The sequence below is a fragment of the Mycetocola sp. Y171 genome, assembly GCF_056713165.1.
Genome location: NZ_JBWYGX010000002.1, coordinates 726,322 through 751,325 on the forward strand (window position 1 = coordinate 726,322; position 25,004 = coordinate 751,325).

The 25,004-nt window shown below is 65.7% G+C and carries 24 protein-coding genes; 12 read left to right on the forward strand and 12 right to left on the reverse strand.

The features are described from left to right. The first annotated feature begins 450 nt into the window (after positions 1-450). Together AC1M2K_RS13175 and AC1M2K_RS13180 are read left to right on the forward strand one after the other, a co-directional pair. Positions 451-2,787, forward strand: coding sequence for a DUF4982 domain-containing protein (locus tag AC1M2K_RS13175; RefSeq protein WP_480241324.1), 2,337 nt, complete (start codon positions 451-453; stop codon positions 2,785-2,787). A gap of 153 nt (positions 2,788-2,940) precedes the next feature. Next, positions 2,941-4,206: a multidrug effflux MFS transporter gene (locus AC1M2K_RS13180; protein WP_480241325.1), complete on the forward strand. Its 1,266-nt coding sequence runs from the start codon at positions 2,941-2,943 to the stop codon at positions 4,204-4,206. A gap of 367 nt (positions 4,207-4,573) precedes the next feature. Here AC1M2K_RS13180 and AC1M2K_RS13185 read toward each other — a convergent pair whose 3' ends face one another. The 3 genes from AC1M2K_RS13185 to AC1M2K_RS13195 are packed head-to-tail and all read right to left on the reverse strand — an operon-like array spanning position 4,574 to position 6,685. Next, complete coding sequence (locus AC1M2K_RS13185; protein ID WP_480241326.1) at positions 4,574-5,248, reverse strand: TetR/AcrR family transcriptional regulator C-terminal domain-containing protein; 675 nt, start codon at positions 5,246-5,248, stop codon at positions 4,574-4,576. A 40-nt stretch (positions 5,249-5,288) separates the two neighbouring features. After that, the gene (locus AC1M2K_RS13190) at positions 5,289-6,269 is read right to left on the reverse strand and encodes an aldo/keto reductase (RefSeq protein WP_480241327.1); all 981 of its coding nucleotides are present in this window, start codon (positions 6,267-6,269) and stop codon (positions 5,289-5,291) included. Beyond that, a complete protein-coding gene (locus tag AC1M2K_RS13195) occupies positions 6,266-6,685 on the reverse strand; it encodes a MerR family transcriptional regulator (protein WP_480241328.1) in 420 nt (139 codons plus the stop codon). Before AC1M2K_RS13195 ends, AC1M2K_RS13190 begins: the two co-directional genes overlap by 4 nt. A gap of 156 nt (positions 6,686-6,841) precedes the next feature. Between AC1M2K_RS13195 and AC1M2K_RS13200 the strand changes: the two genes are divergently transcribed. Beyond that, entirely contained in the window at positions 6,842-7,237 is a 396-nt protein-coding gene (locus AC1M2K_RS13200) for a YchJ family protein (protein ID WP_480241329.1), read from the forward strand. 8 nt (positions 7,238-7,245) lie between these two features. Here AC1M2K_RS13200 and AC1M2K_RS13205 read toward each other — a convergent pair whose 3' ends face one another. Beyond that, positions 7,246-7,836: an NADPH-dependent FMN reductase gene (locus AC1M2K_RS13205; RefSeq protein ID WP_480241330.1), complete on the reverse strand. Its 591-nt coding sequence runs from the start codon at positions 7,834-7,836 to the stop codon at positions 7,246-7,248. A 119-nt stretch (positions 7,837-7,955) separates the two neighbouring features. Then, positions 7,956-8,684, reverse strand: a complete 729-nt coding sequence (locus tag AC1M2K_RS13210; protein WP_480236691.1) for a trimeric intracellular cation channel family protein — start codon at positions 8,682-8,684, stop codon at positions 7,956-7,958. A 102-nt stretch (positions 8,685-8,786) separates the two neighbouring features. Here AC1M2K_RS13210 and AC1M2K_RS13215 point away from each other — a divergent pair, with 102 nt between their 5' ends. The 3 genes from AC1M2K_RS13215 (at position 8,787) to AC1M2K_RS13225 (ending at position 11,728) form a co-directional block, all read left to right on the forward strand. Continuing rightward, a complete protein-coding gene (locus tag AC1M2K_RS13215) occupies positions 8,787-9,824 on the forward strand; it encodes a zinc-binding dehydrogenase (RefSeq protein WP_480241331.1) in 1,038 nt (345 codons plus the stop codon). Between the two features lie 28 nt (positions 9,825-9,852). Continuing rightward, positions 9,853-11,049 carry a glycoside hydrolase family 3 N-terminal domain-containing protein gene (locus AC1M2K_RS13220; protein WP_480241332.1) on the forward strand — a complete coding sequence of 399 codons (1,197 nt, stop codon included), beginning with the start codon at positions 9,853-9,855 and terminating at the stop codon, positions 11,047-11,049. Between the two features lie 115 nt (positions 11,050-11,164). Then, positions 11,165-11,728, forward strand: a complete 564-nt coding sequence (locus AC1M2K_RS13225) for a YceI family protein (protein WP_480236688.1) — start codon at positions 11,165-11,167, stop codon at positions 11,726-11,728. Between the two features lie 37 nt (positions 11,729-11,765). Here the strand turns inward: AC1M2K_RS13225 and AC1M2K_RS13230 are convergent, their stop codons facing one another. Both AC1M2K_RS13230 and AC1M2K_RS13235 read right to left on the reverse strand, forming a co-directional pair. Beyond that, positions 11,766-12,821 (reverse strand): FUSC family protein, encoded by a 1,056-nt coding sequence (locus AC1M2K_RS13230; RefSeq protein ID WP_480241333.1) that lies wholly within the window; start codon positions 12,819-12,821, stop codon positions 11,766-11,768. A gap of 10 nt (positions 12,822-12,831) precedes the next feature. Then, on the reverse strand, positions 12,832-13,959 hold the full coding sequence (locus AC1M2K_RS13235; protein ID WP_480241334.1) for a winged helix DNA-binding domain-containing protein: 1,128 nt from the start codon (positions 13,957-13,959) through the stop codon (positions 12,832-12,834). Between the two features lie 102 nt (positions 13,960-14,061). Here AC1M2K_RS13235 and AC1M2K_RS13240 point away from each other — a divergent pair, with 102 nt between their 5' ends. After that, complete coding sequence (locus AC1M2K_RS13240) at positions 14,062-14,763, forward strand: SOS response-associated peptidase (RefSeq protein ID WP_480236685.1); 702 nt, start codon at positions 14,062-14,064, stop codon at positions 14,761-14,763. Here the strand turns inward: AC1M2K_RS13240 and AC1M2K_RS13245 are convergent. From AC1M2K_RS13245 to AC1M2K_RS13260, 4 genes are read right to left on the reverse strand one after another with little or no spacing between them, the layout of a single operon-like run. Then, positions 14,760-15,806 (reverse strand): App1 family protein, encoded by a 1,047-nt coding sequence (locus AC1M2K_RS13245; protein ID WP_480236684.1) that lies wholly within the window; start codon positions 15,804-15,806, stop codon positions 14,760-14,762. The two genes, AC1M2K_RS13240 and AC1M2K_RS13245, sit on opposite strands and share 4 nt — an antisense overlap. 26 nt (positions 15,807-15,832) lie before the next feature. Beyond that, entirely contained in the window at positions 15,833-16,519 is a 687-nt protein-coding gene (locus AC1M2K_RS13250; RefSeq protein WP_480236683.1) for a DedA family protein, read from the reverse strand. Between the two features lie 19 nt (positions 16,520-16,538). Further along, complete coding sequence (locus tag AC1M2K_RS13255) at positions 16,539-17,477, reverse strand: M56 family metallopeptidase (protein ID WP_480241740.1); 939 nt, start codon at positions 17,475-17,477, stop codon at positions 16,539-16,541. A 12-nt stretch (positions 17,478-17,489) separates the two neighbouring features. Beyond that, complete coding sequence (locus AC1M2K_RS13260; RefSeq protein ID WP_480236682.1) at positions 17,490-17,888, reverse strand: BlaI/MecI/CopY family transcriptional regulator; 399 nt, start codon at positions 17,886-17,888, stop codon at positions 17,490-17,492. Positions 17,889-18,019: 131 nt separating this feature from the next. On the opposite strand from AC1M2K_RS13260, the gene AC1M2K_RS13265 reads away from it, so the two are divergent. The 5 genes from AC1M2K_RS13265 to AC1M2K_RS13285 are packed head-to-tail and all read left to right on the forward strand — an operon-like array spanning position 18,020 to position 24,521. Further along, complete coding sequence (locus tag AC1M2K_RS13265; RefSeq protein ID WP_480236681.1) at positions 18,020-19,432, forward strand: cytochrome ubiquinol oxidase subunit I; 1,413 nt, start codon at positions 18,020-18,022, stop codon at positions 19,430-19,432. A gap of 9 nt (positions 19,433-19,441) precedes the next feature. Further along, a complete protein-coding gene (gene cydB, locus AC1M2K_RS13270; protein WP_480236680.1) occupies positions 19,442-20,455 on the forward strand; it encodes a cytochrome d ubiquinol oxidase subunit II in 1,014 nt (337 codons plus the stop codon). A gap of 9 nt (positions 20,456-20,464) precedes the next feature. After that, positions 20,465-22,129 carry a thiol reductant ABC exporter subunit CydD gene (gene cydD, locus AC1M2K_RS13275; RefSeq protein WP_480241335.1) on the forward strand — a complete coding sequence of 555 codons (1,665 nt, stop codon included), beginning with the start codon at positions 20,465-20,467 and terminating at the stop codon, positions 22,127-22,129. Beyond that, on the forward strand, positions 22,126-23,817 hold the full coding sequence (gene cydC, locus AC1M2K_RS13280; protein WP_480241336.1) for a thiol reductant ABC exporter subunit CydC: 1,692 nt from the start codon (positions 22,126-22,128) through the stop codon (positions 23,815-23,817). Before cydD ends, cydC begins: the two co-directional genes overlap by 4 nt. A gap of 56 nt (positions 23,818-23,873) precedes the next feature. Next, positions 23,874-24,521 carry a TetR/AcrR family transcriptional regulator gene (locus AC1M2K_RS13285; RefSeq protein ID WP_480241337.1) on the forward strand — a complete coding sequence of 216 codons (648 nt, stop codon included), beginning with the start codon at positions 23,874-23,876 and terminating at the stop codon, positions 24,519-24,521. On the opposite strand, the gene AC1M2K_RS13290 is transcribed toward AC1M2K_RS13285, so the two are convergent. Continuing rightward, positions 24,510-24,983: a nitroreductase/quinone reductase family protein gene (locus AC1M2K_RS13290; RefSeq protein WP_480241338.1), complete on the reverse strand. Its 474-nt coding sequence runs from the start codon at positions 24,981-24,983 to the stop codon at positions 24,510-24,512. The genes AC1M2K_RS13285 and AC1M2K_RS13290 overlap by 12 nt on opposite strands. Between the last annotated feature and the right edge of the window lie 21 nt (positions 24,984-25,004).

Below are 25,004 nucleotides of genomic sequence, written 5' to 3' on the forward strand. Positions count from 1 at the left end.
ATTCGAATTGCCGCTGGCCGCCCTGGCACTGCAGTTCTCCACGCGCGATCCCCGGATCACTACGACTGTCGTCGGGGTCTCGACGCCAGAGCGGGTTGACGCGCTCGAGCACAACGAGGCCATAGCGATACCCAGCGAACTGTGGGAGTCAATGTTCGATCGGCTTGACATCCACACGGCCTGGCGATGACTGTACCAATGCCTGCGATCGTGGCGGGGAGATGGTGATTCTTTTGCGCAAATGCCGCTTTGCCCGCTTTCCCACCGAGTAGATTCGTACCCTGCCCGCGCACTGTTTCGATGAGACAGCCGAGCGTGGTCGATCGGATTGGAACACCCATGTCGAAGACGCTGTTCAACGCGGAGTGGAACGTTCGGCGCAAGATCAGCGGCTTTGTCGACCTCCTAGGTGACGCTGAGTGGAAACCCGTCACACTCCCGCATGACGCAATGATCAGCTTCACGCGCTCGCCGGATGCGGTGGGCGGCGCGTCCGCCGCATTCTTCCCAGGCGGAGAGGTCGAGTACACGAAACGGTTCCACGTGAGTGACGATTGGCGCGAGAGGCGCGTAGCTCTTGAGTTCGAGGGCGTGTATCGCGACGCGATGGTTTACGTGAACGACGAATTCGCGGGGCAATGGCGGTACGGGTACAGCGTCTTCCGGGTGCGACTCGACGCTCATCTTCGCTACGGCGTCGAGAACGTCGTCCGAGTAGAGGCGCGGGCCCATCAAGATTCCCGGTGGTATTCCGGTCTGGGCATCTATCGCGATGTCCATCTTGTTGTCTCGCCGCTCGCACACATCGTCGATGACGAGATCAAACTGACGACACCGGACGTGGACGACGAGCGCGCGGTGATCGAGTCGTCGGTTCCGATCTCAAACGAGGGTGCGGTCACTAGGCGACTCATCCTGGATGTCGAAGTGCGCGACCATGCGGGCGGTCTCGTCGCTCAGGACAGCAGTCCTGTGACGATGCGACCGGGGGGCAGCACGACTGTACACAACCGCCTCTACGTCCGCGATCCTCAGCGGTGGAGCTGCGACAGCCCATATCTTTATACGGTCGTCGCTCGGCTGCGTGATCCCGAACTGCCCGCCGAGGCCGACGATTCAGACGATGTGGCGGTGCCCCTAGGCATCCGCACCATACGCATCGATCCATGGCGGGGCCTGCGGATCAATGACGAGACCGTCAAACTGCGCGGTGCGTGCATCCATCACGACAACGGCCCGCTGGGCGCGGCGACGTTCCGTCGCGCGGAAGAGCGGCGGATAGAGCTGCTGAAGGATGCCGGTTTCAATGCGATCCGCAGTGCTCACAACCCTCTGAGCCCAGCGATGCTGGACGCTTGTGACCGTCTCGGGGTGCTGGTCTTCGACGAGACGTTCGACGCGTGGACCGAGATGAACAAGCCGTACGACTACACCCTCGACTTCTCAGAGTGGTGGCAGCGCGACGTCGACGCGATGGTGCGCAAGGACTTCAACCACCCGAGCGTCATCCTGTACTGCGTCGGAAACGAGATCCACGAGTACGGGTCTGGATTCGGTGGTGCCACCGCCCGTGACATCGCACAGCGAATCCGAAGCCAGGATGGGACGAGATTTACCACTACCGCCGTGAGCGGGTTTTGGGCGGTCGCCGGCGATGTTATCGACGACCTGCGGACGCGGTTAGACGACGCCGTCGCGCGCGGCGTGAACGACGTGATGAACGAGCTCACCGAGTTCTTCGATGAGGTGACAGTTTCCGATGTGGTCGGTGTGAAGACGGCTGAGTCGCACGCTGCCGTCGATATCGCTGGCCTCAACTATGCCGAACCTCGCTATGAACGGGACGCTCGCACTTTCCCGAATCGTGTGGTGCTGGGCACAGAGACCAACCCGCGGATGACTGCACAGTCCTGGAAGGAGACGGTCGCACACGATCACGTTATCGGCGGGTTCACGTGGGCCGGGTGGGACTATCTGGGCGAAGTGGGGCTTGGTCGCACCGACTACACCGACGACATGGAGCAGAAGGGCGGCGGTGACCCCGAGTTCCCGTGGCGGACTGCGTGGGCGGGTGATATCGACATCACCGGATTCCGCCGGCCGCAGTCGTACTACCGGGAGATAGTCTTCGGACTGCGGAGGGATCCGTACATCGCGGTGCTGCGTCCCGAGCATCACGGGCGGAGGCGTCTGGAGATGCAGTGGGCATGGAGCGATGCGGTGTCTAGTTGGACATGGCAGGCGTCTGCTGGCGACCCGGTCGAAGTCGAGGTGTACAGCGACGCAGACGAGGTCGAACTGATCCTCAACGGGGCCTCGCTTGGGCGTCAGCCCGCGGGAGCATCTGAGGAATATCGCGCTCGGTTTGAGGTCGGGTACGAACCCGGGGAGCTCGTCGCCGTGTCATATCGTGGCGGCGTCGCGAAGGAGACCAGCACATTGCACACAGCCGTGGGTGCGGTGCTGACGGCCACAGCCGACCGGTCGGTTCTGCGCAGTGACGGCAGCGACCTGGCCTATGTCAGCATCGAGTTCGCCGACGTCGAAGGTGTCCGCGACACCTCATGCGACCGGGTTGTGCAGGTGACGGTCGAAGGTGACGGAGTGCTACAGGCACTGGGGAGCGCTCGGCCCGCCACCGATGAGCCCTTTGACTCGTCTTCATGCACGACATTCGACGGTCGAGCTATCGCGATCATCCGCCCATCTGGCCCGGGCGAAATCGTCGTCACCGTGACATGCGACGGATGCGCGCCGTCGATCACCCGGCTGCTCGCTTCGCCATAGCCTAATCGACGCGAGCTGCGAGGCCTTTTGCGCAACGCAGTTGCGCGCGAAGCCGCACACCTGTTGGAATGTGACACGTTCATCCCACCCTTTTCACGCGTTGGGCGCCACGCGCGATCCCCTCGGTGATGCATCGTCATCATGGAGATCCATATGCCCGAGACCGCTGCCGCACGCCGCGAGCGCACGTCGACCGCCTCGATACTCACAGTGGTTGCCGGTCGACCATTGCACCCGATCGTGTTCATCCTCGTGCTCGGCGGTCTTACCGCCCTCGGCCCGTTCACGATGGACCTCTACCTGCCGGCCTTTCCGCTGATCGAGACGGACCTGCACACCACGGCGATAATGGTTCAGGTCTCGCTCACCGCGACGGCCATCGGCCTTGGCCTCGGCCAACTCGTAGTCGGCCCACTGAGTGATTCGATCGGCCGGAAGGTGCCGGTGGCTTTCGCAACGGGGCTGCATATCGCCTCAAGTGTGGTCATCGCGATCGCCCCGAGCATCGAGATCGTTGCGGTCGCACGATTCGGGCAAGGCTTCGGTGCCGCGGCAGGCGCTGTGGTGGCCGCGGCGATGATCCGCGATTTGTTCGGGGGAAAACGCTTGGTGAAGATGGGCGCCCGAATCGCCTTGATCAGTGGTCTCGCGCCGATCGTGGCACCGATCATTGGGTCTCAGCTCCTCCTGGTAACAGATTGGCGCGGCGTCTTCTGGCTATTGGCTGGCTACGGTGCGCTCGTCTTCGCGGCAGTCCTGATCCTGCTTCCCGAGACGTTGCCGCGCTCAGTTCGCAGCGCCGACGATCGACGATGGACGGATCGTGTTGCTGTGCTTGCCCGAGACCGGGTCTACATCGGCGCAGTGATCGTCGGCGCCATGATCTTCGCGGCGATCATCAGCTACCTATCAGCGTCGCCCTTTATCTTCCAGGACGGCTACGGATTCTCCGAACAGGCCTTCGGGTTCATCTTCGCTGTCAACGCCATCGGCCTTTTCGTGGCGACTCAGGCGTCGGCGCGTCTCATGCGACGGTATCGGCCGGCGAGCCTGCTCATTGTCGCGCTCCCCGCAATGATGCTGAGCGGGTTGGGTTTCGTCGCGGTGGGGATTCTCGAGGGTGGATGGGGATGGGCAGTAGCCGCGGCATCACTCCTAGTCGCGCTTCACGGCTTCTGCGGCCCATGCCTGAACGTGCTGATACTCGCCCGCCACCAGCAGCAGAGCGGAACTGCCGTTGCGCTCAGCGGTTTCGTGAACTCCCTCGTCGGCGGTGTTCTCTCACTCATGCCGGCGTTGCTCGGCGGGGTGAGCGCGTTCTCCCTCGGAGTAGTCGTTGCGGGAGCCGCAGTGATCGCGCTGGTGGCGCTGCTTGCTGTCGTGCGGCCGTCATCGGTGCCTGAACTGACCAAGGATTAACTGGCGATGGGCCTTCCATCTGAGACATATGAGGCGTTATCGGCACCCAGGTGCCTCCGGCATGAGAGGCGACCTCAATAATCGGAGGACCGCGTCTAGTACCCATCGAGAACTCTGAACGGACACCGCTACGGACGGCTGTGTTGTGGCCTTTTTGGGTCCTTTTTGAGCAACAGACACCGCCAAGTATTCACATCCAACGAGAATCCCGAAGCCACGCGATGGTCGTTCCGACCATACAATTGCTGGTATCCCACAACTAAAGACGGCGCAGACTCGCACTTCATCGTCTGTCAGGGGGTCAGGGGTTCGAATCCCCTCAGATCCACCAAAAATCCCTCCTGAACAGGCGTTCGGGAGGGATTTCTCATTTCCAGGACGCGCTCTCGCGCTCGAGGGCAGCCTGCAGGCCGTCGAGAATCAGCTCGATGCCGAAATCGAACTCGTTGCCGTAGGCGTAGCCCGGCTGCATCACCAGTTCCCTGCCCATCCGGGAGAGGTTCGGGAACGCCTGCATCCGCTGTGTCTGCGCGAGGATCGCCTCGGTGGCCACGCTGATGTCACCGGCGTCGTCGGTCGGGAGCGACGCCTCCTGCTGGGCGAACCCGTGCACGTAGCTGTCGACGAGGGACATCGCATGAGCGGCCAGCGCCATCGAGAACCCTGCGCCGAGCAGGCATCCGATGATGGCGTCGTGCAGGCGCAGCGTCGATTGGGTCGTTCGGGCATCCATCTGGCTGATCGCCCACGGATGCCTCGCGAGGACGGAGCGCGCGGAGTCGGCCCTCCTGCGGAGGGCGTTCCGCCAGGGCTCGCCGTCGGTCGGCACAGCCATTTCATCGACGACGCTCTCGACCATGCCGTCGAGGAGGTCTTCCTTGCCGGCGACGTGGTAGTACAGCGACATCGCCTCGATCCCGAGCTCGCCGGCCAGCTTGCGCATGCTGAGTGACGGGATGCCGCCGGCGTCGGCCAGTGAGACGGCGACGCGGACGGCACGGTCCCGTGTGACGGGCTCGCGGGGGACTGACGTGGAGGGCATAGAAGGACCTTACATCGTACGGTCCTGGCTCGACCCGACGTTAGCGATCTGTATGTGCAGCCGCCGGCTGGTAGTCGCGGTCGCCTGCGATCTCATCACGGGGAATGGCCTCAGTCAGGACGCGCAATTCCTCCGCTGTGAGCACAATGTCGGCAGCGGCGGCATTTTCATCCAGCCGTGAGCGACGGCGGGTTCCCGGAATGGGCACGACGCCGTGGGAGAGAATCCAGGCAAGGGCGATCTGCGCGAGCGATGCTTCGCGCCTGGCTGCGATCGCCTCCACCCGACTCACCAGTTCGCGATTGACCGCGAACGCGTCCGGTTGGAATCGGGGGAGGCCGCGCCTGGCATCCGATGGCGCGAGGTCGTCGAGGGATCGGACCCCGCTCGTGAGCGTCCCGCGGCCCAGTGGGGAGAAAGCGACCAGACCGATTCCGAGTTCGTCCATCGTGGCCTTCTCGTCGTTGTGCAACACGTCGCGACTGAACAGGGAGAATTCGGACTGTACTGCTGACAGCGGATGCACCGCATGTGCGCGACGGATCGTTGCGGCTGAGGCCTCCGACAGGCCGATGTGTCTGACCTTGCCTTCGGCGACCAGGTCGGCCATCGCCCCGACCGTCTCCTCGATGGGCACATTCGGATCGACACGGTGCAGGTAGTAGAGGTCGATGACATCAGTACCCAGGTGGCGCAGGGATCGTTCGGCTGCGCGTCGGATGTACGCGGGGGTGCCGTTGCGACCGCGCACGGTGCCGTCGTCGTCGGTTTCCGCTGAGGCCTTGGTGGCGATCGTCACCTCTTGTCTGCGACCGCCGAGAGCCCTGGCGATGAGCCGTTCGTTCTCGAACGGTCCGTACGCCTCGGCAGTGTCGATGAACGTGACGCCGATATCGAGCGCGTGACGCAAGGTCGCTATCGACTCCTTCTCGTCACTGGGGCCGTAGAACGCGCTCATCCCCATTGCGCCCAGACCCATCGCCGAAACGCGCAAACCGTTGCCCAACTCGATGGATCTCATCGCTCTTCTCTTTCTGTCGTGACCGCGCGATACGCGCGGATCTTCTTTTCGATGGCGGTCAGGTGGCGTCGTGTGCGCGCGAGCTCTGCCAGCACACGCTCGTGGTGTGTCTCCAGGAACCTCAGTCGCTCCGCCTCCGAGTCGTCCCGTCGGCTGATCTCCGCCATCGACCTGAGGTCGGAGATCGACATCCCGGTCTCGCGCAACATGACGAGTCCGGCGATCCAGTCGACGTCGTCCCTTCCGTATCGCCGTCGCCCGCCTCCGTCACGTGGGGTCCGGGAGAGCATGAGGTTCTCGCGTTCGTAATAGCGGAGGGCCGAGACACCGACGCCGGTTGCGGTCGACACCTCACTGATCGACAGGCCGCCGTCGGGCACCTCGACGGGAATTTCGGGCCGCAATGTCTGTATCATGCGTTCATCCTCGGTCCTCCAGCGCGCTGGAGGTCAAATCGGTCTGACGGACCCGGTTCGGCCAGCCTGAACACTACGACCGTGAACACACACTCGCTGTGACGGGCTGGGGCCGCTGAGCATTCGCGCCCGCGAGAAGTCGTGGATGATTGCACTATGCCGTTTGCCGTCATCTCCGACTCCGACCGCTGCCCCTGCCTGAGTGGGGAGACGTACGGCAACTGCTGCGGCCCCTTCCATCACGGAGACTCGAGTGCACCGACGGCCGAGAGGCTCATGCGGTCCCGTTACTCGGCCTACGTCGTCGGCGATGAGGCCTACCTGCTGTCGTCATGGCATCCACGAACCCGTCCGGAGATGGTCGAGCCTGACCCTGACGTGCGCTGGTATCGCCTCGACATCGTCTCGACGCGACGCGGCGGCCTCCTCGACGAGGACGGCATCGTCGAGTTCCGTGCGTTCTTCCGATCCCCGGATGGGCGCGGAGAGCAGCACGAAGTCAGCCGATTCGTCCGCGAGGGTCGGAACTGGCGCTATCTCGACGCGCAGTGAGCGGGAGGTCAGCTGCGAGGGATGACCGTGAGCACGCGCGTGATGAATGTGCGGAACTCCATCATCCAATCCCGCAGGAACTCTTCCGTTCCCTCATTCGTGACCGTGCCGTCCTCGGCGATGAGACCCGGCGTGATCTGGATGTAGGCCTCCGGAGCGTTCATCTGGGGCGAATTGCAGAAGCTCAGCACGCTTCGAAGGCTCTGCTGGGCGACGGCGGTTCCGATCGCACCGACCGATGCGCCGATCACAGCTGACGGTTTGCGAGTGAACGAGTTCTCGCCGTACGGCCTGCTGGCCCAGTCGATGGCGTTCTTCAGGGCTCCGGGGATCGAACGGTTGTACTCGGGAGTGACGAACATGACGGCGTCCACCGAGGCGATGGCTTCTTTGAACTCGCGCGCGACGGGTGGGTAGTCGGCGTCGTAGTCGTAGCTGTACAACGGCAGGTCGCGAATCGGGATCTCGCTCAGGATGAGGTCATCGGGAGCGAGCTTCACCAGCGCACCCGCGAGTTGCCGGTTGATCGACGCCTTCGCGAGACTGCCGATGAAATAGCCGACAGTGTACGGAGGTTCGTGCTCGTGGATGGTGGTCATCGTCATCCTTTCCTCAGAGTCAGCGCCTGGGTCGATGCGGCCTCAGGTCGCGACACGATAAACGCTACGACTCGGTCACAGCGCTGTCGAGGAAATGGTGTGAAAGCGGATGCCGCCCGTCAGCTCGACGCGTCGGGCTCCGCAGGATCAGGGTCTGCGGCATCCGTTCTCCTCCGGTTGAAACGCCTGCGCGCATCGATGAGCAGGCGGGGGCGTGGGATACGTATCTCGGTGGGGAGAGTCCAGCCGTACCGGCGCGCAAGCAATGACAGCAGCGCGCCGCTCCCGAGCGCGACGGCCGAACCGAGCGTCGGCATGCCCAGTGAGCTCAAGACCACCATCTCCACGCTGGAGACCAGTGCGCTCGTGGCGTACAGGGTGTTTCCGCCGAAGATCCGGGGAATTCGCAGCAGCATGACGTCGCGAACGGCTCCGCCACCGACAGCGGTCACGATGCCCATCGCGATCGCTGCCAGCCAGCCCAGGTCAGCGTCGAGCGACTTCTGTGCGCCCGTTGCCGCCCAGCAACCGATGGCGAGGGCGTCGAGCAGGATCAGCGAGCGCTGGGACCACCGGCCGCGGAACGGGACGAAGAACGCGATCACGGCTCCGGCGATGGCGATCGCCAGATACGCAGGGTCTGTGAGGGCAACAGGCGTGCCCTGTTGCAGCAGGGTGTCACGGATGATGCCGCCACCGAGCCCGCTCATCACCGCGAGGATCACGAATCCGACGATGTCGAGCCGAGCGGAGCGGGCCGCGATGCCGCCGAGGATGGCGTTCGCCAGCACACCGGCGAGATCGACGAACCGGAGGACCTGGGTGAAGGTCTCTGCTGTCTGGTCCATCACCGTCCCCAGGGGAATCGTCGCGGTCGCGAAGCTCGGGTGATCGCGTGGTGTCCAGCGTATCGGAGCCGCGGTGCCGCCGTGCTGGGGGATACTGGCCTGATGCGTGCCGTCCTGTACGAGTCTTTCGGCTCTGTTCCCCGTGTTGTCGACGTGCCCCGACCGGATCCCGGTGAGGGCGGTGTCCTCATCCAGGTGCTCGCAACCGGACTGTGCCGGAGTGACGTCCACGCGTGGGGCGGACACGACTCCGGTATCACCCTGCCGCACGTGCCCGGCCACGAACTGGTCGGCCGGGTCGCTGAGCTGGGCGCCGGAGTCACCGAGCTGCGGATCGGACAGCGGGTGACCGTACCGTTCGTCTGTGCGTGCGGAAGGTGCCCGGAGTGCGAGAGCGGGAACGGGCAGGTGTGCCGCAACCAGACCCAGCCAGGCTTCACCCACTGGGGTTCGTTCGCCGAGTTCGTCGCCATCCGCGACGCCGAGGTGAACGTCATCCCGATCCCCGACACACTCGACCCTGGCGCTGCGGCGATCCTGGGGTGCCGGTTCGCGACGTCCTTCCGGGGACTCGTCGGCCAGGCGAAGGTGCGGCAGGACGAATGGGTCGTCGTCGTCGGTTGCGGCGGCGTCGGGCTGAGCGCTGTCATGATCGGTGCCGCCGTTGGCGCCAGGGTGATCGGCGTCGACATCGCACCAGACGCGCTTGCGCTGGCGACGGCATCCGGCGCGGAACACGTCATCGACTCGAGCGGTTTGTCTGATGACGAGGTCGTCAGGACGGTCCGTGAACTGACCAGAGGGGGAGCGGATGTCTCCGTCGAAGCCCTCGGCAGGGAGAGCACGATCGCGGTCGCAATCCGCTCTCTCGCCCGACGTGGGCGGCACGTCCAGATCGGCCTGCTCGCCCAGGATCCCCGGATACCGATGAGCGAGATCATCGCCGGCGAGCTGACCGTGCTCGGCAGTCACGGGATGGCTGCCCAGCACTACCCGGCCATGCTCGACATCATCGCGTCAGGGCGGCTCCGGCCGGAAGAGCTCATCACCAGGCGCATCACCCTGGACGAAGCACCTGCGGCGATGATCGACCTCGCGAACGCACGCAACGCCCCTGGGGTGACCCTCATCGTCCCCTGACCGGTCCGCCGCGACATAGGCTGGAAGGATGATCCGGTCCGCACGAACTCGTGGACGACTGCTGCGCCTCTCGGCCGTCGTCGTCCTCTCGGCCGTCGCGCTGACCGGGTGCACGGCGCCGGAGGACCGGCCCGCCCCGAGCCCTGCGCCGACCTCGACGGATCCGGCGCCGACGTCCAGCCGGGCCGCTGAGGCGGCCCAGGTGAAGTTCGACGGGATGACCAGGGATGAGAAGATCGCGAGTCTCCTCATGCTGCACGTGCCGGGAACGGATGCCACGGCGCTGCGAACGTTCGTCGACACGTACCGGCCCGGCGGGCTGATCTTCATGGGCGACAACATCGGCGGCGGAGTCGACGACACCGCTGCCCTCGCCGCAGGAGTGAGCGCAGATCCTGAATTCCCGCTGCTCATCGGCATCGACCAGGAGGGCGGAGACGTCCGCCGGATCCGCTCGGACGAGTGGCCGTCGTCGCTGACCCTCAAGGATCAACCGGTTGAGGACGCCGAGCGCGCCTTCGGACAGCGGTCGCGACTCCTGGCCAGCTCCGGGATCTCCGTGAACTTCGGTATCGTCGCTGACGTCACCGACGATCCGGATTCATTCATCTACCGTCGGGCCCTCGGCACGACTCCCGAAGCCGCCGGAGACCGAGTCGCTGCGGCCGTCGAGGGGGAGAAGCGCTCGGTCCTCTCCACCCTCAAACACTTCCCCGGCCACGGCGCGGCGCCAGGGGACTCCCACACGAGCGTTCCCACGACGGCGATGAGCCTGGAGCAGTGGGCGGCAGCGGATGCCATCCCGTTCGAGAAGGGGATCGCGGCAGGGGCGCCCATCGTCATGTTCGGGCACCTCGACTACAGCGCGGTCGATCCCCAGCCCGCGTCGCTCTCGCCGGTCTGGCACAAGATCCTCAAGGAAACCCTTGGCTTCGACGGCATCACCATCACCGATGACATGCTTATGCTGCGCAACACCGGTCTGGCCGAATACCAGGACCCGTCGGAGAACGCCATCCGTGCGCTTGCTGCGGGCACCACGATGCTTCTCTTCGTCCTGGGCTCCTCCCCGGCGGTCGACGGAGTAGACCCGGCTGCCCTCGTCGCCGACATCGGCGCGGCCGTCGACGCAGGCCGGATCACCGAACAGCAGATCGACGATGCCGCGCTGAAACTCCTGGTTGCGCGGAACGAGGCCGCGAGGCTGGGTGAACCCCTTCGCTGACCTGTCGCGAAACGTCATGTTCACGTCGGGGGAATAGGATCCGGAATGCATGCGTTTGCATCATTCATGGCGCAAGCGCGCCGATCCCCGACCTGCCCCTGAAGGAGCACACCACATGACGACTCTGACCGCGACCTCCATCCCCGGCTACAAGGCTGGAACCTGGACCATCGACCCCACCCACAGTGCAGTCGGCTTCAGCATCCGCCACATCATGATCAGCAAGGTGAAGGGCACGTTCGAGAAGTTCTCGGCCACTTTCGTGACCGGTGAGAACCCGCTGGACTCCAGCGTCACGGCATCCGCCGAGGTCGCATCGATCAACACGAACGAACCGAACCGCGATGGCCACCTCCGCACGGGCGACTTCTTCGACGCCGCGACGTACCCGACCATCGACTTCGTCTCGACCGGAGCGCGCCAGGACGGCGACGACTTCAAGGTCGACGGCAACCTGACCATCAAGGGCATCACCAGGCCCGCGACATTCGACTTCGAGTTCGGCGGCTTCGGCCAGGACCCGTACGGCAACTACAAGGGCGGCGCCACGGCCAAGACCGTGATCAACCGCGAAGACTTCGGTCTGAACTACAACGCGGCCCTCGAGACCGGCGGCGTCCTGCTCGGCGACAAGGTCACCATCACGCTCGAGCTCCAGGCTGTGCACGCAGGCGAATAGTCCTCACCAGCAGAACCCACGAGATCGTCGGAGACCCTCAGTCTCCGACGATCTCGTCGTGTATCCGGCGAAGATCCTCCATCAGCGAGCCGATCAGGAGCCAGTGTTCCGGATGCGGGGTGACGATCGTGAGCGGGGCCGTGAGGATGGGAGTCTCCGCCGTCTTGACCGGCGCCTCCGCCGGTACCTCCCCGGCGGGGCGGGCGAGGAGGCGCAGGTCGTGAGCGGCCCTGTTGAGTTCCACAGCGATCGAGTGGATCGACGGCTCGTCGTGGAGGGATTCGTCGTAGCGGTCGTGAAGTGCCCTGGTCATGCCGATGGTGCGCGTCACGATCGGCGAGAGCCGGTTGAGCAGGCCGTGGGTCTCCGTCAGCCGTGTGCGATGCGCACTCTGCCTGGGGTTCAGGGTCAGCGACTCCTCGCCAAGGCGAACGGATGCCTCCGCCGACTCCCGCATCGGCCGCAGGAGCCTGACCTCGATCATGAGCCCGTCGAGCTGCTGCCTGGTCTGCCTGCTGGTCAGGGCGGCGGCCAGCCGCTCGAGACTCGCCGCGAGTTCCGTGGCGAGGAGCGAGACATCCCTTTCGGCGGGTGCGAGAACGACGGGAGGAACGATGAGCACATTGACGATGATGCCGAGCGTCGCACCGATGAGCGTCTCGATGATGCGGTCGAGGGCGTAGCCCGGCGTGGTCGCGCCGAGCACGAGCACGAGCATCGCGCTGATCGGCACCTGATTAGCGGCGGCGGGAGTGAGTTGGAACGCCCAGGCGACGAAGATCGCGATCACGACCGTCAGGAGGATCACCCAGGTCTGGTTGCTGAAGACGAGCCCGATGAGTGACGCGATCAACACACCGGCGATGACGCCGATGCTGCGTTCGAGGGCCTTGCCGAAGGACTGGTTGACACTGGGCTGGACGACGAGCAGTGCGGCGATCGCGGCAAAGACCGGCAGTTCTGTCGGCAGCAGGAGGACGGCGACGAACCAGGCCAGGACGGTGGCGACGGATGTCTTCACCGCCTGGAGCAGAGGCCCCCTGGCCGGCGCGCGCAGTCGCGACGGCAGTCGCAGCGCTCGGAGGCCTCTCACGTCTCCAACGCTACAGCGTGGGGGAGCCCTCGCCCATTGGTGCGAAGGCCAGCTCGGCGGCCTTGCCCTTGAAACGGCCATACCGACGCGCGGCTCCTGAAAGCGCGGAGCGTGCGCTGCTCCCGAGCTCGCCGAATTGGTGCGCGGTGAGCTGGATCGACTTCGGTTTCTCAGCGCGTGACCAGGTGCCGACGACACGCCCTCCGACGACGATCGTCGACTTGAACATGCCGTTGTTGCCGGGGACGATGAGGGGCGAATGGGCGACGGCGAGTGCAGCAGACCTGTCGGTGTATCCGAGCAGGTTCTCATCGAAACCGGGCAGGAGATGCACCGAACGGGCACCTGGCACCGTCGAGGCGTGACCGGCGAGCTCCGGAGAGGCGTGATACGTCGTCGTTCCGACCGTGAGTGTGGCCAGCCGGTCTTCGACGCGCGCGATCGCCGCCCTGACGTCGGTGAGCGTGAGGTTCGCCCACCAGGCCAGGTCGGCCACGGTGGCCGGTCCGTGCCCGAGGAAGTAGCGCAACGCGACCTCATCGAGGGCGTCGTCTCTGGGTGGTATCTCACGACCGGCGGGTGCCCACTCGTCGAGAAGAACGAACGCCTGCTCCCTGCCGACGAACGGCCCCAGGCAGATCAGGCCGGCACGGGCGATTGCGCCGATCAAATGTGCTCCGCGCTGGCCGGACGTCGACTGGCCCGCTGATTCGAAAGCTGCGAAGAGTTCCTTCCGCACCATCGGGCGGCCCTGCAGGTTCGCGAGCGCGGCATCGGTCGCATCGACGACGTCCCGTGCGTCGATTCCCAGGTCTCTGCGCCGCGTGGCGAACGTGGTCTCGAGCCGATGGCGGGACAACGGCAGGATCAGCCTCAGATCGTCCGGAGTCGACACGTGAAGGGTGCCCCGCATCGGCCAGCTGCGCACGAGCTCCCGCCGATCGAACGCCGACCGCACATCGGCTTCGGTCGCCCCCGGCGTCCGCAGGCCGATCGACCACAGCACGCCCAGGAGGTCCTGGCCCTGCATCGCGGTGAGATGGCTGACGGCACCGAGCGGTCCGTCGGCGGTGGGCTTGTGTACCTCCTGCGCGACGAGCCGGAGACGTGCGATGTCGATGGGGCGCGTTCCTGCCATGGTGCCAGTCTGGCGCGAACGACCGACATCAGACACCCCGGTCCCGACGCCCGGTTCAGGGAGGCGAGTGACGGCGTCGGTGGTCTGCGGCAGGATGAGAGCATGTGCGGACGATTTGCAATGGACAAGGAAACCGACGACCTCATCCGGGAATTCATGGCGGAGACGGGCGGGGAGGCATCCGAATGGACGCCATCATGGAACGTGGCGCCCACCGATCAGGTCCCCGTCGTCCGTGAGCATCACGGCGCCAGGCGGGTCGAGTCCGTTCGATGGGGCATGGTGTCGCCCGGCTCTCCGACCTTCGGCGGCGGCAAGCCGGTGATCAACGCGAGGATCGAGACGGTCGCCACCAACGGACTCTTCAAAGGAGCATTCGCCTCGTCGCGGTGCATCGTCAGCGCCGCCGGCTACTACGAGTGGCAACTGACAGAGACGGGTAAACAGCCGTACTTCATCCACCACGCGGGCACGGATATCGCCATGGCCGGCATCGTCCGTGCCTGGGCTGACCGCTCAAAGGCGCCCGATGACCCCGACCGCTGGCGGTTGTCGATGGCGATCATCACGCGTGACGCGCACGTCGCACCGGGGGAGGTCCACGATCGGATGCCCGCCTGTCTGACCCCGGATGCCTACGATGCCTGGCTCGGCTCTGATCTGACGCCGGATGGCGCCATCGAGCTGCTCGACTCGACGTCGTTCGAAGTCGCGCACGATTTCGGGTATTACCCGGTTTCGAAGGCGGTCAACAGCGTCAAGAACAACGGACCACAGCTGATCGACTCGATCGACCTCGGTTAGACGAGGTCGAGCTTGTCGAGCTGTTCCAGGAGGCCCGCTCCGTCAGGAGCGTAGATCCACGGGGCCGTCTCCTGGCCGTGCTCCTCGGCCTTGGAGCGACCACCGGCGAGTACTGCCTCGCCCGGAGACAGCTGGCGGATCGCAACGGCGGCTACACTCCCGGGGAATTCGTCGGCGAACTCGCCGTAGATCTCCACGTCGTGCTGGCCGTCATCGCCGACGAGGAGCCAGCGAACGTCGGGGAACTCGGCAGCCAGTCGGCGGAGATTGTCCGCCTTGTGCTCACGCCCGCTGCGGAAGAGGCGATCGTGGGTGGGGCCCCAGTCCGTCAGCAGCAGCGCTCCTGCCGGGTACAGGTGCCGCGAGAGGAACCGGGAGAGGGTCGGCGCGACGTTCCACGCACCAGTGGAGAGGTAGATCATCGGCGCTCCTGCGTGACGTTGCATCAGCCGCTCGAGCAACACGGCCATGCCGGGTACCGGTGTCCTGGCGTGCTCGTCGAGGACGAAAGTGTTCCAGGCGGCGAGGAGCGGGCGGGGGAGTGCCGTGACCATGACGGTGTCGTCGATGTCTGAGATAACACCGAGCCGCACAGACGGGTCCGCGATGAATATGTTGGCGACGACGGGGCGGGAGTTCTCGCTCTGCAGGGTGATCTGCTGCCAGCCGGGTGTCAGCGCGACGCTGATCTCGGCGTCGACGACACCGCCGCGATCAGCGTGGACGACATGGGTTTCGCCGCCGACGACGATCGTCACGTCGGCGTGGACTACGGGGATGCTCGTGAAGCTGCGCCAGCCGCGGACCCTCTGGACGGGGGCGGCGGCCGGGGTGGCGTCCGGCCTGGTCAGGAGCACGCGGGCGAGCACGCGTACCAGTGTGGTGGATCCGTAGCCGGTGTACGGGATGACCGTGGCGGTGAGACCGCGCTTACGGCCCCGTCGTGCCCGCCAGTCGAGGAACGCATCGTCGATGCGGGCGGCCCGGTGCAGAGTGAGGGTCTTCTTGGACGCGCCGGGTCCTGGCTGCTCGCGTGTTCGCATTCAGCCAGTCTCCCATGCCGCGGTTGCTACGAAGCGACCTCGTCCTCGTCGGCGGCTCTGGTGCCGGAATCTTCCGTGCTGTGCATGTGGCGTTCCTGGCTCCGGTGCAGCACCTTCTTGACCACAAGGATGAGAACGAGGAACGCGGCGATGATGCCGACAAAGATGTAGCCGGCGTAGTGAAGCTGATCCGCGAGTTCACGGTAGGTACCCGCCGCAGCCGATCCGACGGACACATAGGTCACCGCCCAGATGATGCAGGCGGGGATGGTCCAGGAGATGAACTTGCGGTAGCTCATCGTGCTCATTCCGACCGTCAGGGGAATGAGGGAATGGAGCACGGGAAGGAACCGTGAGATGAAGACCGCGATTCCGCCGCGGCGATCGAGATAGTTCTCCGCCCTGGCCCAGTGCGCGGGGCCGATCCACATCCCGAGCCTGCTGTCCCTGATCCTCGGGCCGAAGAATCGACCGAGCGCGAACCCGATGCTCTCCCCGATGAGAGCGCCGATCACCACGACGACGACGAGTGATGCGAACTGCAGTGGGCCCTCGACAGCGGTGCTCGCCACGATGACGACCGTGTCGCCCGGAACGATGAGCCCGACGAGGACGGATGTCTCCAGCATGATCGCGAACCCTGCCAGGGCGGTGCGGAGCACCGGGTCGACGCTCTGAACGAGGTCGAGGATCCAGCTGAGTGTCTCGTTCACGCGACTGAGCCTAGGCGAATCAGATGATGACGAGAAGGAGGGTGGGCACGAGAAGAAGTGCTACGGAACAGGTGAGGACGGTGATCCGCGCGGCTGCGGAGAGTGGCGGGGTGCTGACCATGAGTCTCTGCACCCGTCGGCCGGCGAACCCCGGCGCGCTGTCTCCCGCGTGCAGGTGCTCGAGTGTGGACTCGTCCGGTCGGTCTGTTCCCTCCGAGGCGACGAGGGCGATGGCCGTGGCGAGCGTCTCGTCGTCGACCACTCGGCGTGCCTGATCGTCGGCGAGCATCTCGACCAGGAGCCCGACGGCATTCTCGGCACGGTTGGCGATCGGGAACCAGGGCAGGGCGCTGTGCCAGGACTTGAATGCGACCAGGACCAGGTGATGCTGCTGGCGGAGGTGCGCACGCTCGTGAGCGATCACCGCCTGCAGCTGCTGTGGGTCAAGAAGGGTGATGAGTCCTTCGGAGAGCACGGTGACGGAGCGGGTGACGCCTGGCAGACAGTAGGCGACAGGCGCCGGGTGGTCAAGCACCCTGGTGCCCGGCCGGTCAGGCATCGGCGCGCTCAGCAGGTTGATCAGCGAGAGGTGCCGACTGCGCTGGCGCTGGGTCCGAGCGATGGTCAGCCCGAGGTTGAGGAGGAGGTGCCCGGCAAGAAGCACCGCAAGGCATAACGCGAAGATGTGGGCTAGATTCGCCGTCTCGGGCAGGGTCCCGGCGAAGAAGTGGCTGATGAGCGATGACAATCCGCCGAAGAGGTTGTCGCCGAACGGGATGAGCCCGTACGTGACGAGGGAACCGATCATCGAGAGTCCGCCGGCCAGGGCGATGGACTGCCAGAGGACGAGCGCGGTCCCCGGCGCCCTGTCCGGCCACTCCGCTCGAGCGAGGAGCAGCGGAACGGGCCACGCCAGCAGTACGGCGAGGGACGCGAGTACCACCGAGGCGAACAACATCACCTTCGGAGTTTACTGTCGGGTGCCGGCCTCTCGTCCGCCGCTGGTCGAACTGCCCAGGAGGGCACGCAGCGTCTCGGCCTCGTCGGCTGACACCTGCCCGATGAATCGCGCGAGAGCGGCTTCCCGGTCGGGAGCGCTCCCCAGTACCTCGTGCATGAGGCCGGCGGTGTGTTCCGCCCGCGTCGTGACCGAGCGGTAGAGGTGGGGCCTCGACGACCGGTCGCGGGACACGAACGACTTGGCTTCGAGGCGGGAGAGAACGGTGAGGACCGTCGTGACGGCGACCTCGCGCGCGCCCGCCCGATCGGATGCGTCGAGTCGCTCCTTGAGGTCGTTGGCGCTGAGCGCGCCGTCCGTGCTCCAGAGAACGTCCATCACCGCACGTTCGAGATCTCCCAGTGTTGCCATGCGTCAACGATACCGCGACGTCGAGACATCTTCTACGAAACGTAGAAAAATGTTCTACGTGACGTAGAAATGGGCCATAGACTCGAAACACGACGTTTCTACACGGTGTAGAAATTCGCTGTGGAGGTGACGTGAACGAGCTACTCGACCCGCTGCTGCTTTCTCGCTGGCAGTTCGGCTTGACGACGATCTACCATTTCCTCTTCGTTCCCATCACCATCGGAATGGCGCTCACGGTGGCCATCTTCCAGACGGCGTGGGTCCGCACAGGAAAAGCCCACTACCTCCAGCTCACCCACTTCTTCGGCAAAATCTTCCTCATCAACTTCGCCATGGGTGTCGTCACCGGGATCGTCCAGGAGTTCCAGTTCGGCATGAACTGGTCCGACTACTCCCGATTCGTCGGTGACGTGTTCGGCGCACCGCTTGCGTTCGAAGGACTCCTCGCGTTCTTCCTCGAGGCGACGTTCATCGGCCTGTGGATCTTCGGCTGGAACAAGCTCCCTGAGAAACTCCACCTCGCGACGATCTGGATCGTGGCGACCGGGAGCATCCTCTCGGCATATTTCATCATCGCCGCGAACGCGTTCATGCAGAACCCTGTGGCGTTCAGGATCAATGAGGAGAAGGGGCGTGCAGAGCTCACCAGCATCGTCGAGCTGCTGACAAACCCCGTCGCCCTCGCCGCCTTCCCTCACACGATCTTCGCCTGTTTCATGGTGTCGTCCGGGCTCATCATCACGGTGGCGGCCTGGCACCTCTCGCGCAACCAGCATCTGGAGACCATGCGCCCCGCCCTGAAGTTCGGCCTCTGGGGAATGGTCGTGTCAGGCGCCCTCACTACGCTCGCGGGCGACCAGCTCAGCCTGGCCATGGTCGCGACACAGCCGATGAAGATGGCGGCGGCCGAGGCCATGTACAACACGTCGACAGGAGCAGCGGCATCCTTCTCGATCTTCACCCTCGGAACCCCTGACGGTGTGCACGAACTGTTCTCCATCCGAATCCCGTACCTGCTCTCGTTCCTGTCGACCCACACCTTTGACGGAACGGTCGAAGGAATCAACAACCTGCAGGCGCAGTACGTCACGCTCTACGGACCTGGCGACTACACGCCGATCGTGTGGGTCACCTACTGGTCGTTCCGCTGGATGATCGGCCTGGGGCTGCTGCACATCTTCGTTGCCGTCGTCGGGCTCTGGCTCACCCGCAAGGGTCGGATGCCGCGCAACACGTGGGTGTGGAAGGCCGCGATCTGGTCGTTCCCGCTCTCGCTCGGTGCCATGATCGTCGGCTGGACCTTCACCGAGATGGGCCGCCAGCCCTGGCTCGTCTTCGGCCTCCTCAAAACCGAAGATGGCGTGTCACCCGGTGTGACCGGCGTCGAGGTCCTCATCTCGCTCGTGGTCTTCACCCTGCTCTACGGGTCGCTCGCCGTCGTCGAATTCGGGCTGATCAAGAAGGCGGCGCAAAAAGGGCCGGACGACGTTCCGGCGACCGATGAAGAAACCGGCAAACCCGTCGTCCACACGACGGTCTACTAGGAGCACATCATGGACCTCGGAACTCTCTGGTTCGCCATCATCGCGTTCCTCTTCGTCGGCTACTTCGTGCTCGACGGCTTCGACTTCGGCGTCGGGATGAACCTGCCGTTCCTGTCGAAGGACGACACGGACCGGCGCGTGCTCATCAACACGATCGGGCCGGTCTGGGACCTCAACGAAACCTGGCTCATCGTCGCCGGCGCCTCGCTGTTCGCGGCGTTCCCCGAGTGGTACGCAACCCTGTTCAGCGGGTTCTACCTGCCGTTGCTCCTCATCCTCGTCGCGCTCATCCTTCGCGGGGTGTCGTTCGAGTACCGGCACCAGCGACCCGGCCTCGAGTGGAAGCGCGGCTTCGACCGGATGATCGTGATCGGGTCAGCGGTTCCCGCACTGCTCTGGGGTGTCGCCTTCGCGAACATCGTCCAGGGTGTGCCGCTCGACGAAGGACACAATTACATCGGGACATTCTTCGACCTGCTCAACCCGTACGCCCTGCTCGGCGGGCTCACGACGCTGCTGCTGTTCTTCACGCACGGTGCCCTCTTCATCGCCCTGAAGACCGAGGACGAGATCCGTGCCAGGGCCAGGAAGCTGGCATCCAGCGCCGGAGTGGTGACGATCCTCGTCGCCGCGGTCTTCCTCGCCTGGACCGTGCTGGCGTTCGGGACCGTCCCCGCGGCGATCCTCGCAGTGCTGGCCGCAGTCGCACTGGTGAGTTCGTTCGTCGCCAACCTCCGTGGTGCGGAAGGGGTCGCCTTCGGCCTGATGGCTGCAACGATCGCGCTGGCCGTCCTGACCCTCTTCGCCTCGCTCTTCCCCGAGGTGATGCCCGCCAGCAACAACCCGGCCAACAGCCTCACCATCGAGAACGCGTCGTCGAGCCCGTACACGCTCCAGGTGATGAGCTGGACGGCGCTGATCTTCCTGCCGCTGATCCTCGCCTACCAGGCCTGGACCTACTGGATCTTCCGCAAGCGCGTCACCCGCGGGCACATCGAGGTCGGCGCCGGTGCCGCGCACTAGCCTGTAATCGTGCGTCCCCTCGACCCCCGTCTCCTCCGATACGCGGTCAGCGCACGCTGGTTCATCGTCGGCGGCGCTGCGATCGGCGTCGCGACGACGGCGTGCATCATCGCCTTCGCGTGGCTGCTCACCGCGTGCATCACCGGGGCGATCGCCGGGCAAGGCCTCGATGAGCTCCTGCCGCAGGTCGGTGCCCTCGTCGCCGTCATCGTGGTGCGGGCGTGTCTCGTCCACGCCCAGGGACTTCTCGCCGCCAACGGTGCGGCCCGGGTGAAGAGCGAACTGCGTCTCTCCGTGCTCGCCGCAGTACGACGGCTCGGGCCGGCGTGGCTCGCCCGCCGCAGCGACGCCCGGATCGTCACGCTGCTGGGCCGGGGTATGGACGCCCTCGACGACTACTTCTCCAAGTACCTGCCCCAACTGCTCCTCACGGTGATCGTCACCCCCGTCATCGTCGGCGTGATCCTGCTCCAGGATGTCGTCTCCGCCGTCTTCATCGTCGTCACGCTGCCGCTCATCCCGGTCTTCATGGTCCTCATCGGGTGGGCCACCCAGGCCGTGCAGCGCCGGCAGTGGAGCGTCCTCGGCGACCTCTCGACCAGGTTCGTCGACATGCTCGGCGGACTCGCCACACTCAAGATCTTCGGCAGGCAGCACCGTCAGATCGACCGGATGCGGACGATCACCCGGGAGTACCGCGTTGAGACCATGCGGGTCCTCCGGGTGTCGTTCCTCTCCGGGTTCGTCCTCGAACTCGCCGCCAGCCTCTCGGTCGCGCTCGTCGCGGTGTCCATCGGGCTGCGTCTCGTCGACGGTTCGATGGACCTCTCCGTCGGGCTCTTCGTCCTCCTCCTGGCGCCGGAAGCGTTCCTGCCGCTTCGCCAGGTCGGAGCCAACTTCCACGCGGCCGCCGAGGGAGTCGCCGCCGCCGACGACGCCTTCGCCATCCTCGATGACGACCGACTCGGCACGGGCGTGGACGCCGCGACCAAAGGCTCGGGGGAGGCGACCGTTCCGGCATCCGGGCCGCTGAGTCTCGTCGACGTCTCCGTCGATTACGGCGACGGGCCGGTGGCGCTGCCGGTGTCCGCGAGTTTCACCGCTGGTACCGTGACGGTGCTCGCAGGGCCGAGCGGTGCAGGCAAGTCGAGCCTGCTGGCCGCAGTTTCAGGGTTTGCGCCGCATTCCGGCGTCATCCGGGTCGGCGACCAGGTCGTCGCGCCGCACGCGACCGAGAGGGAATGGCTCGCATGGACCGGGCAACGACCCTCGCTCGTGGCCGGCACCGTCGCGTCGAACGTCGCACTCGGGACAGCGTTCGTCGACCGCGACCGCGACCTCGTCAGGGAAGCCCTCGACCTCGCGGGGGCATCGGACATCGCGCTGGACACGCCCGTCGGCGTCGCCGGATCGGGCCTCTCCGGGGGGCAGGCTCAGCGCGTCGCGGTCGCCAGGGCGATCCACCGCACCCTCGCCAGTAGCTGCGCCGTGCTCATGCTCGACGAACCGAGCTCGGCACTCGACCACGCGACCGAGCAGCGACTCGTCTCTGGGCTCCATGCCGTAGCCGAGCGCGGGGTCGCCGTCGTGGTGGTGAGCCACAGGACGGCGGTCATCGAGGCGGCGGATGCCGTCGTCCCCGTTCTCGCCACGAGCACGGTGGTGACGAGATGACCGGACTGCGTGATCACACCGCCGTGCTCCGCACGGCGCAACCACGATCGGCCGGCTGGCTCGCCGGAGTGGCCTTCGGCATCCTCGCGGCACTGTCGACTGTCGCTCTGCTCGCAACGAGTGCCTACCTGATCACCCGCGCGGCGGAGCAGCCCCCGATTCTGTACCTGTCGATGGCCGTTGTCGGTGTCCGTGCGTTCGCGCTCGGACGGGCCGTCTTCCGGTACCTGGAACGCCTTGCCAGCCACGATGCGGCGTTCCGCCAGCTGGAAGTTGTTCGCGTCGACCTCCTTCGCCGGCTTCTCCCGCTCGCGCCGGACGGGTTGGGCGCGAAGAAGAGGGGGTCCCTGCTGTCCGCGCTCGTCTCCGACGTCGACGAACTCCAGAACCTGCCCCTCCGGGTCGTGCAACCCCTCCTGACTTCGCTCGGCGTCGCGGCGATCGCGGTCTGGGTCGTCGCGATGATCTCGCCGGTCGCTGCAGTCGGGCTTGCCGTCTGCCTGATCGCTGCCATCGTTGTCGGCGGGCTTGCTGCCGGCAGGGTCGCTGCAGCCGCCGAGCGGTCCATCGCACCGCACAGGGGTGCGCTGGTGGATGCCCTGCTGGACTACCTCGGCAGCCTCGACGTCCTCATCGCCTACGGCGCAGAAGAGGAGGCACGGCAGCGGGTGACACGGGCGGATGCGGCACTCACCCGGGCGCTGACGCGACGGGCAGGTGGCGCAGGCCTGGCAGCTGCAGTCCTCTCGCTCTTCGGCGGTCTTGCCGTCGTCTGGGCGCTGCTCGCGGGCATCCCGGCTCTGGCGACTCCGGGCGAGAACGGAATCGACGGACCGGCACTCGCCGTCATCGTCCTTGTGCCGCTCGCCGTGTTCGAGCTCATCGCGGCGGTACCGCTTGCGGTCGGCGCGTGGCGGCAGGTCCGTTCGAGCGCTGAGCGGATCACCGTGCTCGCGCCGTCGACCCCTCCCGCTGAGCTCTCCGACAACCGCGGCGGAGAACCACTGAACCCGGTCCCTCACGCTCCGGCCATCGATCTCACCGACGTCGCCGTGCGCTGGCCCGGTCAGACCGAGCCCGCGCTTCTCGTTCCGCGACTCACCATCCGACGGGGAGAGCGCGTGCTGATCGAGGGAGCCAGTGGCTCGGGCAAGACGACGCTCGCGCACGTGCTCGTGCGGTTCCTCGCACACGACGGCAGCTATCTGCTCGGTGGACAGGAGGTCGGAGCGATCGGAGACGACGCCGTGAGGACGATCGTCGGGCTCTGTGAACAGACCCCGTATCTCTTTGACGAGAGCGTCAGGCAGAACCTGCTCTTCGCCCGCGACACTGCGACGGACGATGACCTGCTCGAGGTGCTTGCCCGGGTCGGGCTTTCCGGCTGGCTGGCCGACCGAGGCGGACTCGACTCTCGTGTCGGTGAACGAGGCGCGCTCGTCTCTGGCGGGCAGGCGCAGCGCATCGCCCTGGCCAGGGCGCTGCTGCGCGACTTCCCGGTGATCGTGTTCGACGAACCGACTGCGAACGTCGAAGCGGACCTGGCCGGCTCGCTGCTGGACGACCTGCTCGCGGCGAGCGGCGATCGGACGGTCATTCTCATCTCGCACGAAGACGTGCCGCGAGGACTGGCCGACCGCCGCGTGCGCGTGGCAGACGGCATCCTCTCGGAGCAGCCCGCCGATTGACCCGCGACGGCACGGACGAGGCAATCTCCCGAGCGGGTGCGGTAGAAAGAAGCATCATGACTGATGACGGCGGACGAACCGACGGGCTGCGGGCCCGCAAGCTCGCTGCCACGCGCGCCACGATCGAGCGGACGGCGATCCGCCTCGCGCTCGAGCACGGTTACGACAACGTCACCGTCGAGATGATCTGCGATGCGAGCATGGTCTCGCCGCGCACATTCTTCAACTACTTCGGGTCGAAGGAAGGCGTCATCCTCGGCCCTGCGCCGTCGATGACGACGGAAGAGGATGCGCACGCGTTCGTCCACGCGGGCAGCGGCGACATCGTTCTCGACCTCGTCACCGCGATGGCTGCTCCCATCATCGATGACCAGGACACGGATCTCCTCCGGTCGCGCTTCATCATCATCACCAACACCCCTGAACTCCTCGGCAAACAGATGGAGTGGATGACCGCGCAGGAGAACCAGCTGGTCGAACTCGTGCTCGACCGGTTCCGCAGCGCGGGGCGCCCCGTCGACGAACTGCGGGACGAGGCCGGAATGGTGGTCGCGCTCGCTTTCACCGCCCTGCGCTACACCCTGCAGAGGATCTTCGCCGAGCATGATCCAGGTCGGGTCGAACCGCCGTCGCGGTCGGCACGCGAGACCCTGAGACACGCCACGGAGCTGATCTCGGTGATCGTGAAGGGCTCAGACGACTGAGTCCCGTTCCGGATCCCCGCCGTCCGATTGTTCGCAGATGACGACGGGGATGTTCCGGGCGGTCCGGCGCCGATATCCGTCGTAGCCGGGATAGGCGGAAACGATCTGCGGCCACAGCTGGGCCTTCTCTTCCTCGGATGCCGTCCGTGCGGTGAATCGCAGCGTCTCGCCTCTGATCGACAGTTCGACGTCAGGGTTCGCGCTGAGATTCGCGTACCACTCCGGGTTGCGGTCGTCCCCGCCCTTGGACGCCACCAGGACGTAGCGCCCGCCGCTGTGCACGGGAGAGGTGAGCATCGTGGACCGGCGACGCCCGGAACCGCGGCCGATCGTGTGCAGTTCGACGACGAGCATGGGGCCGACGCTCCAGCCGAGCCGGCCGCGGGAAAGAGCGAGTATGCCACGGTGAACAATGTTCATCGCACGCATGCCCGCGTCCGTCATCCTCGTCCTGAAGCTCATGACCGCAGTGTAGGAGTACAG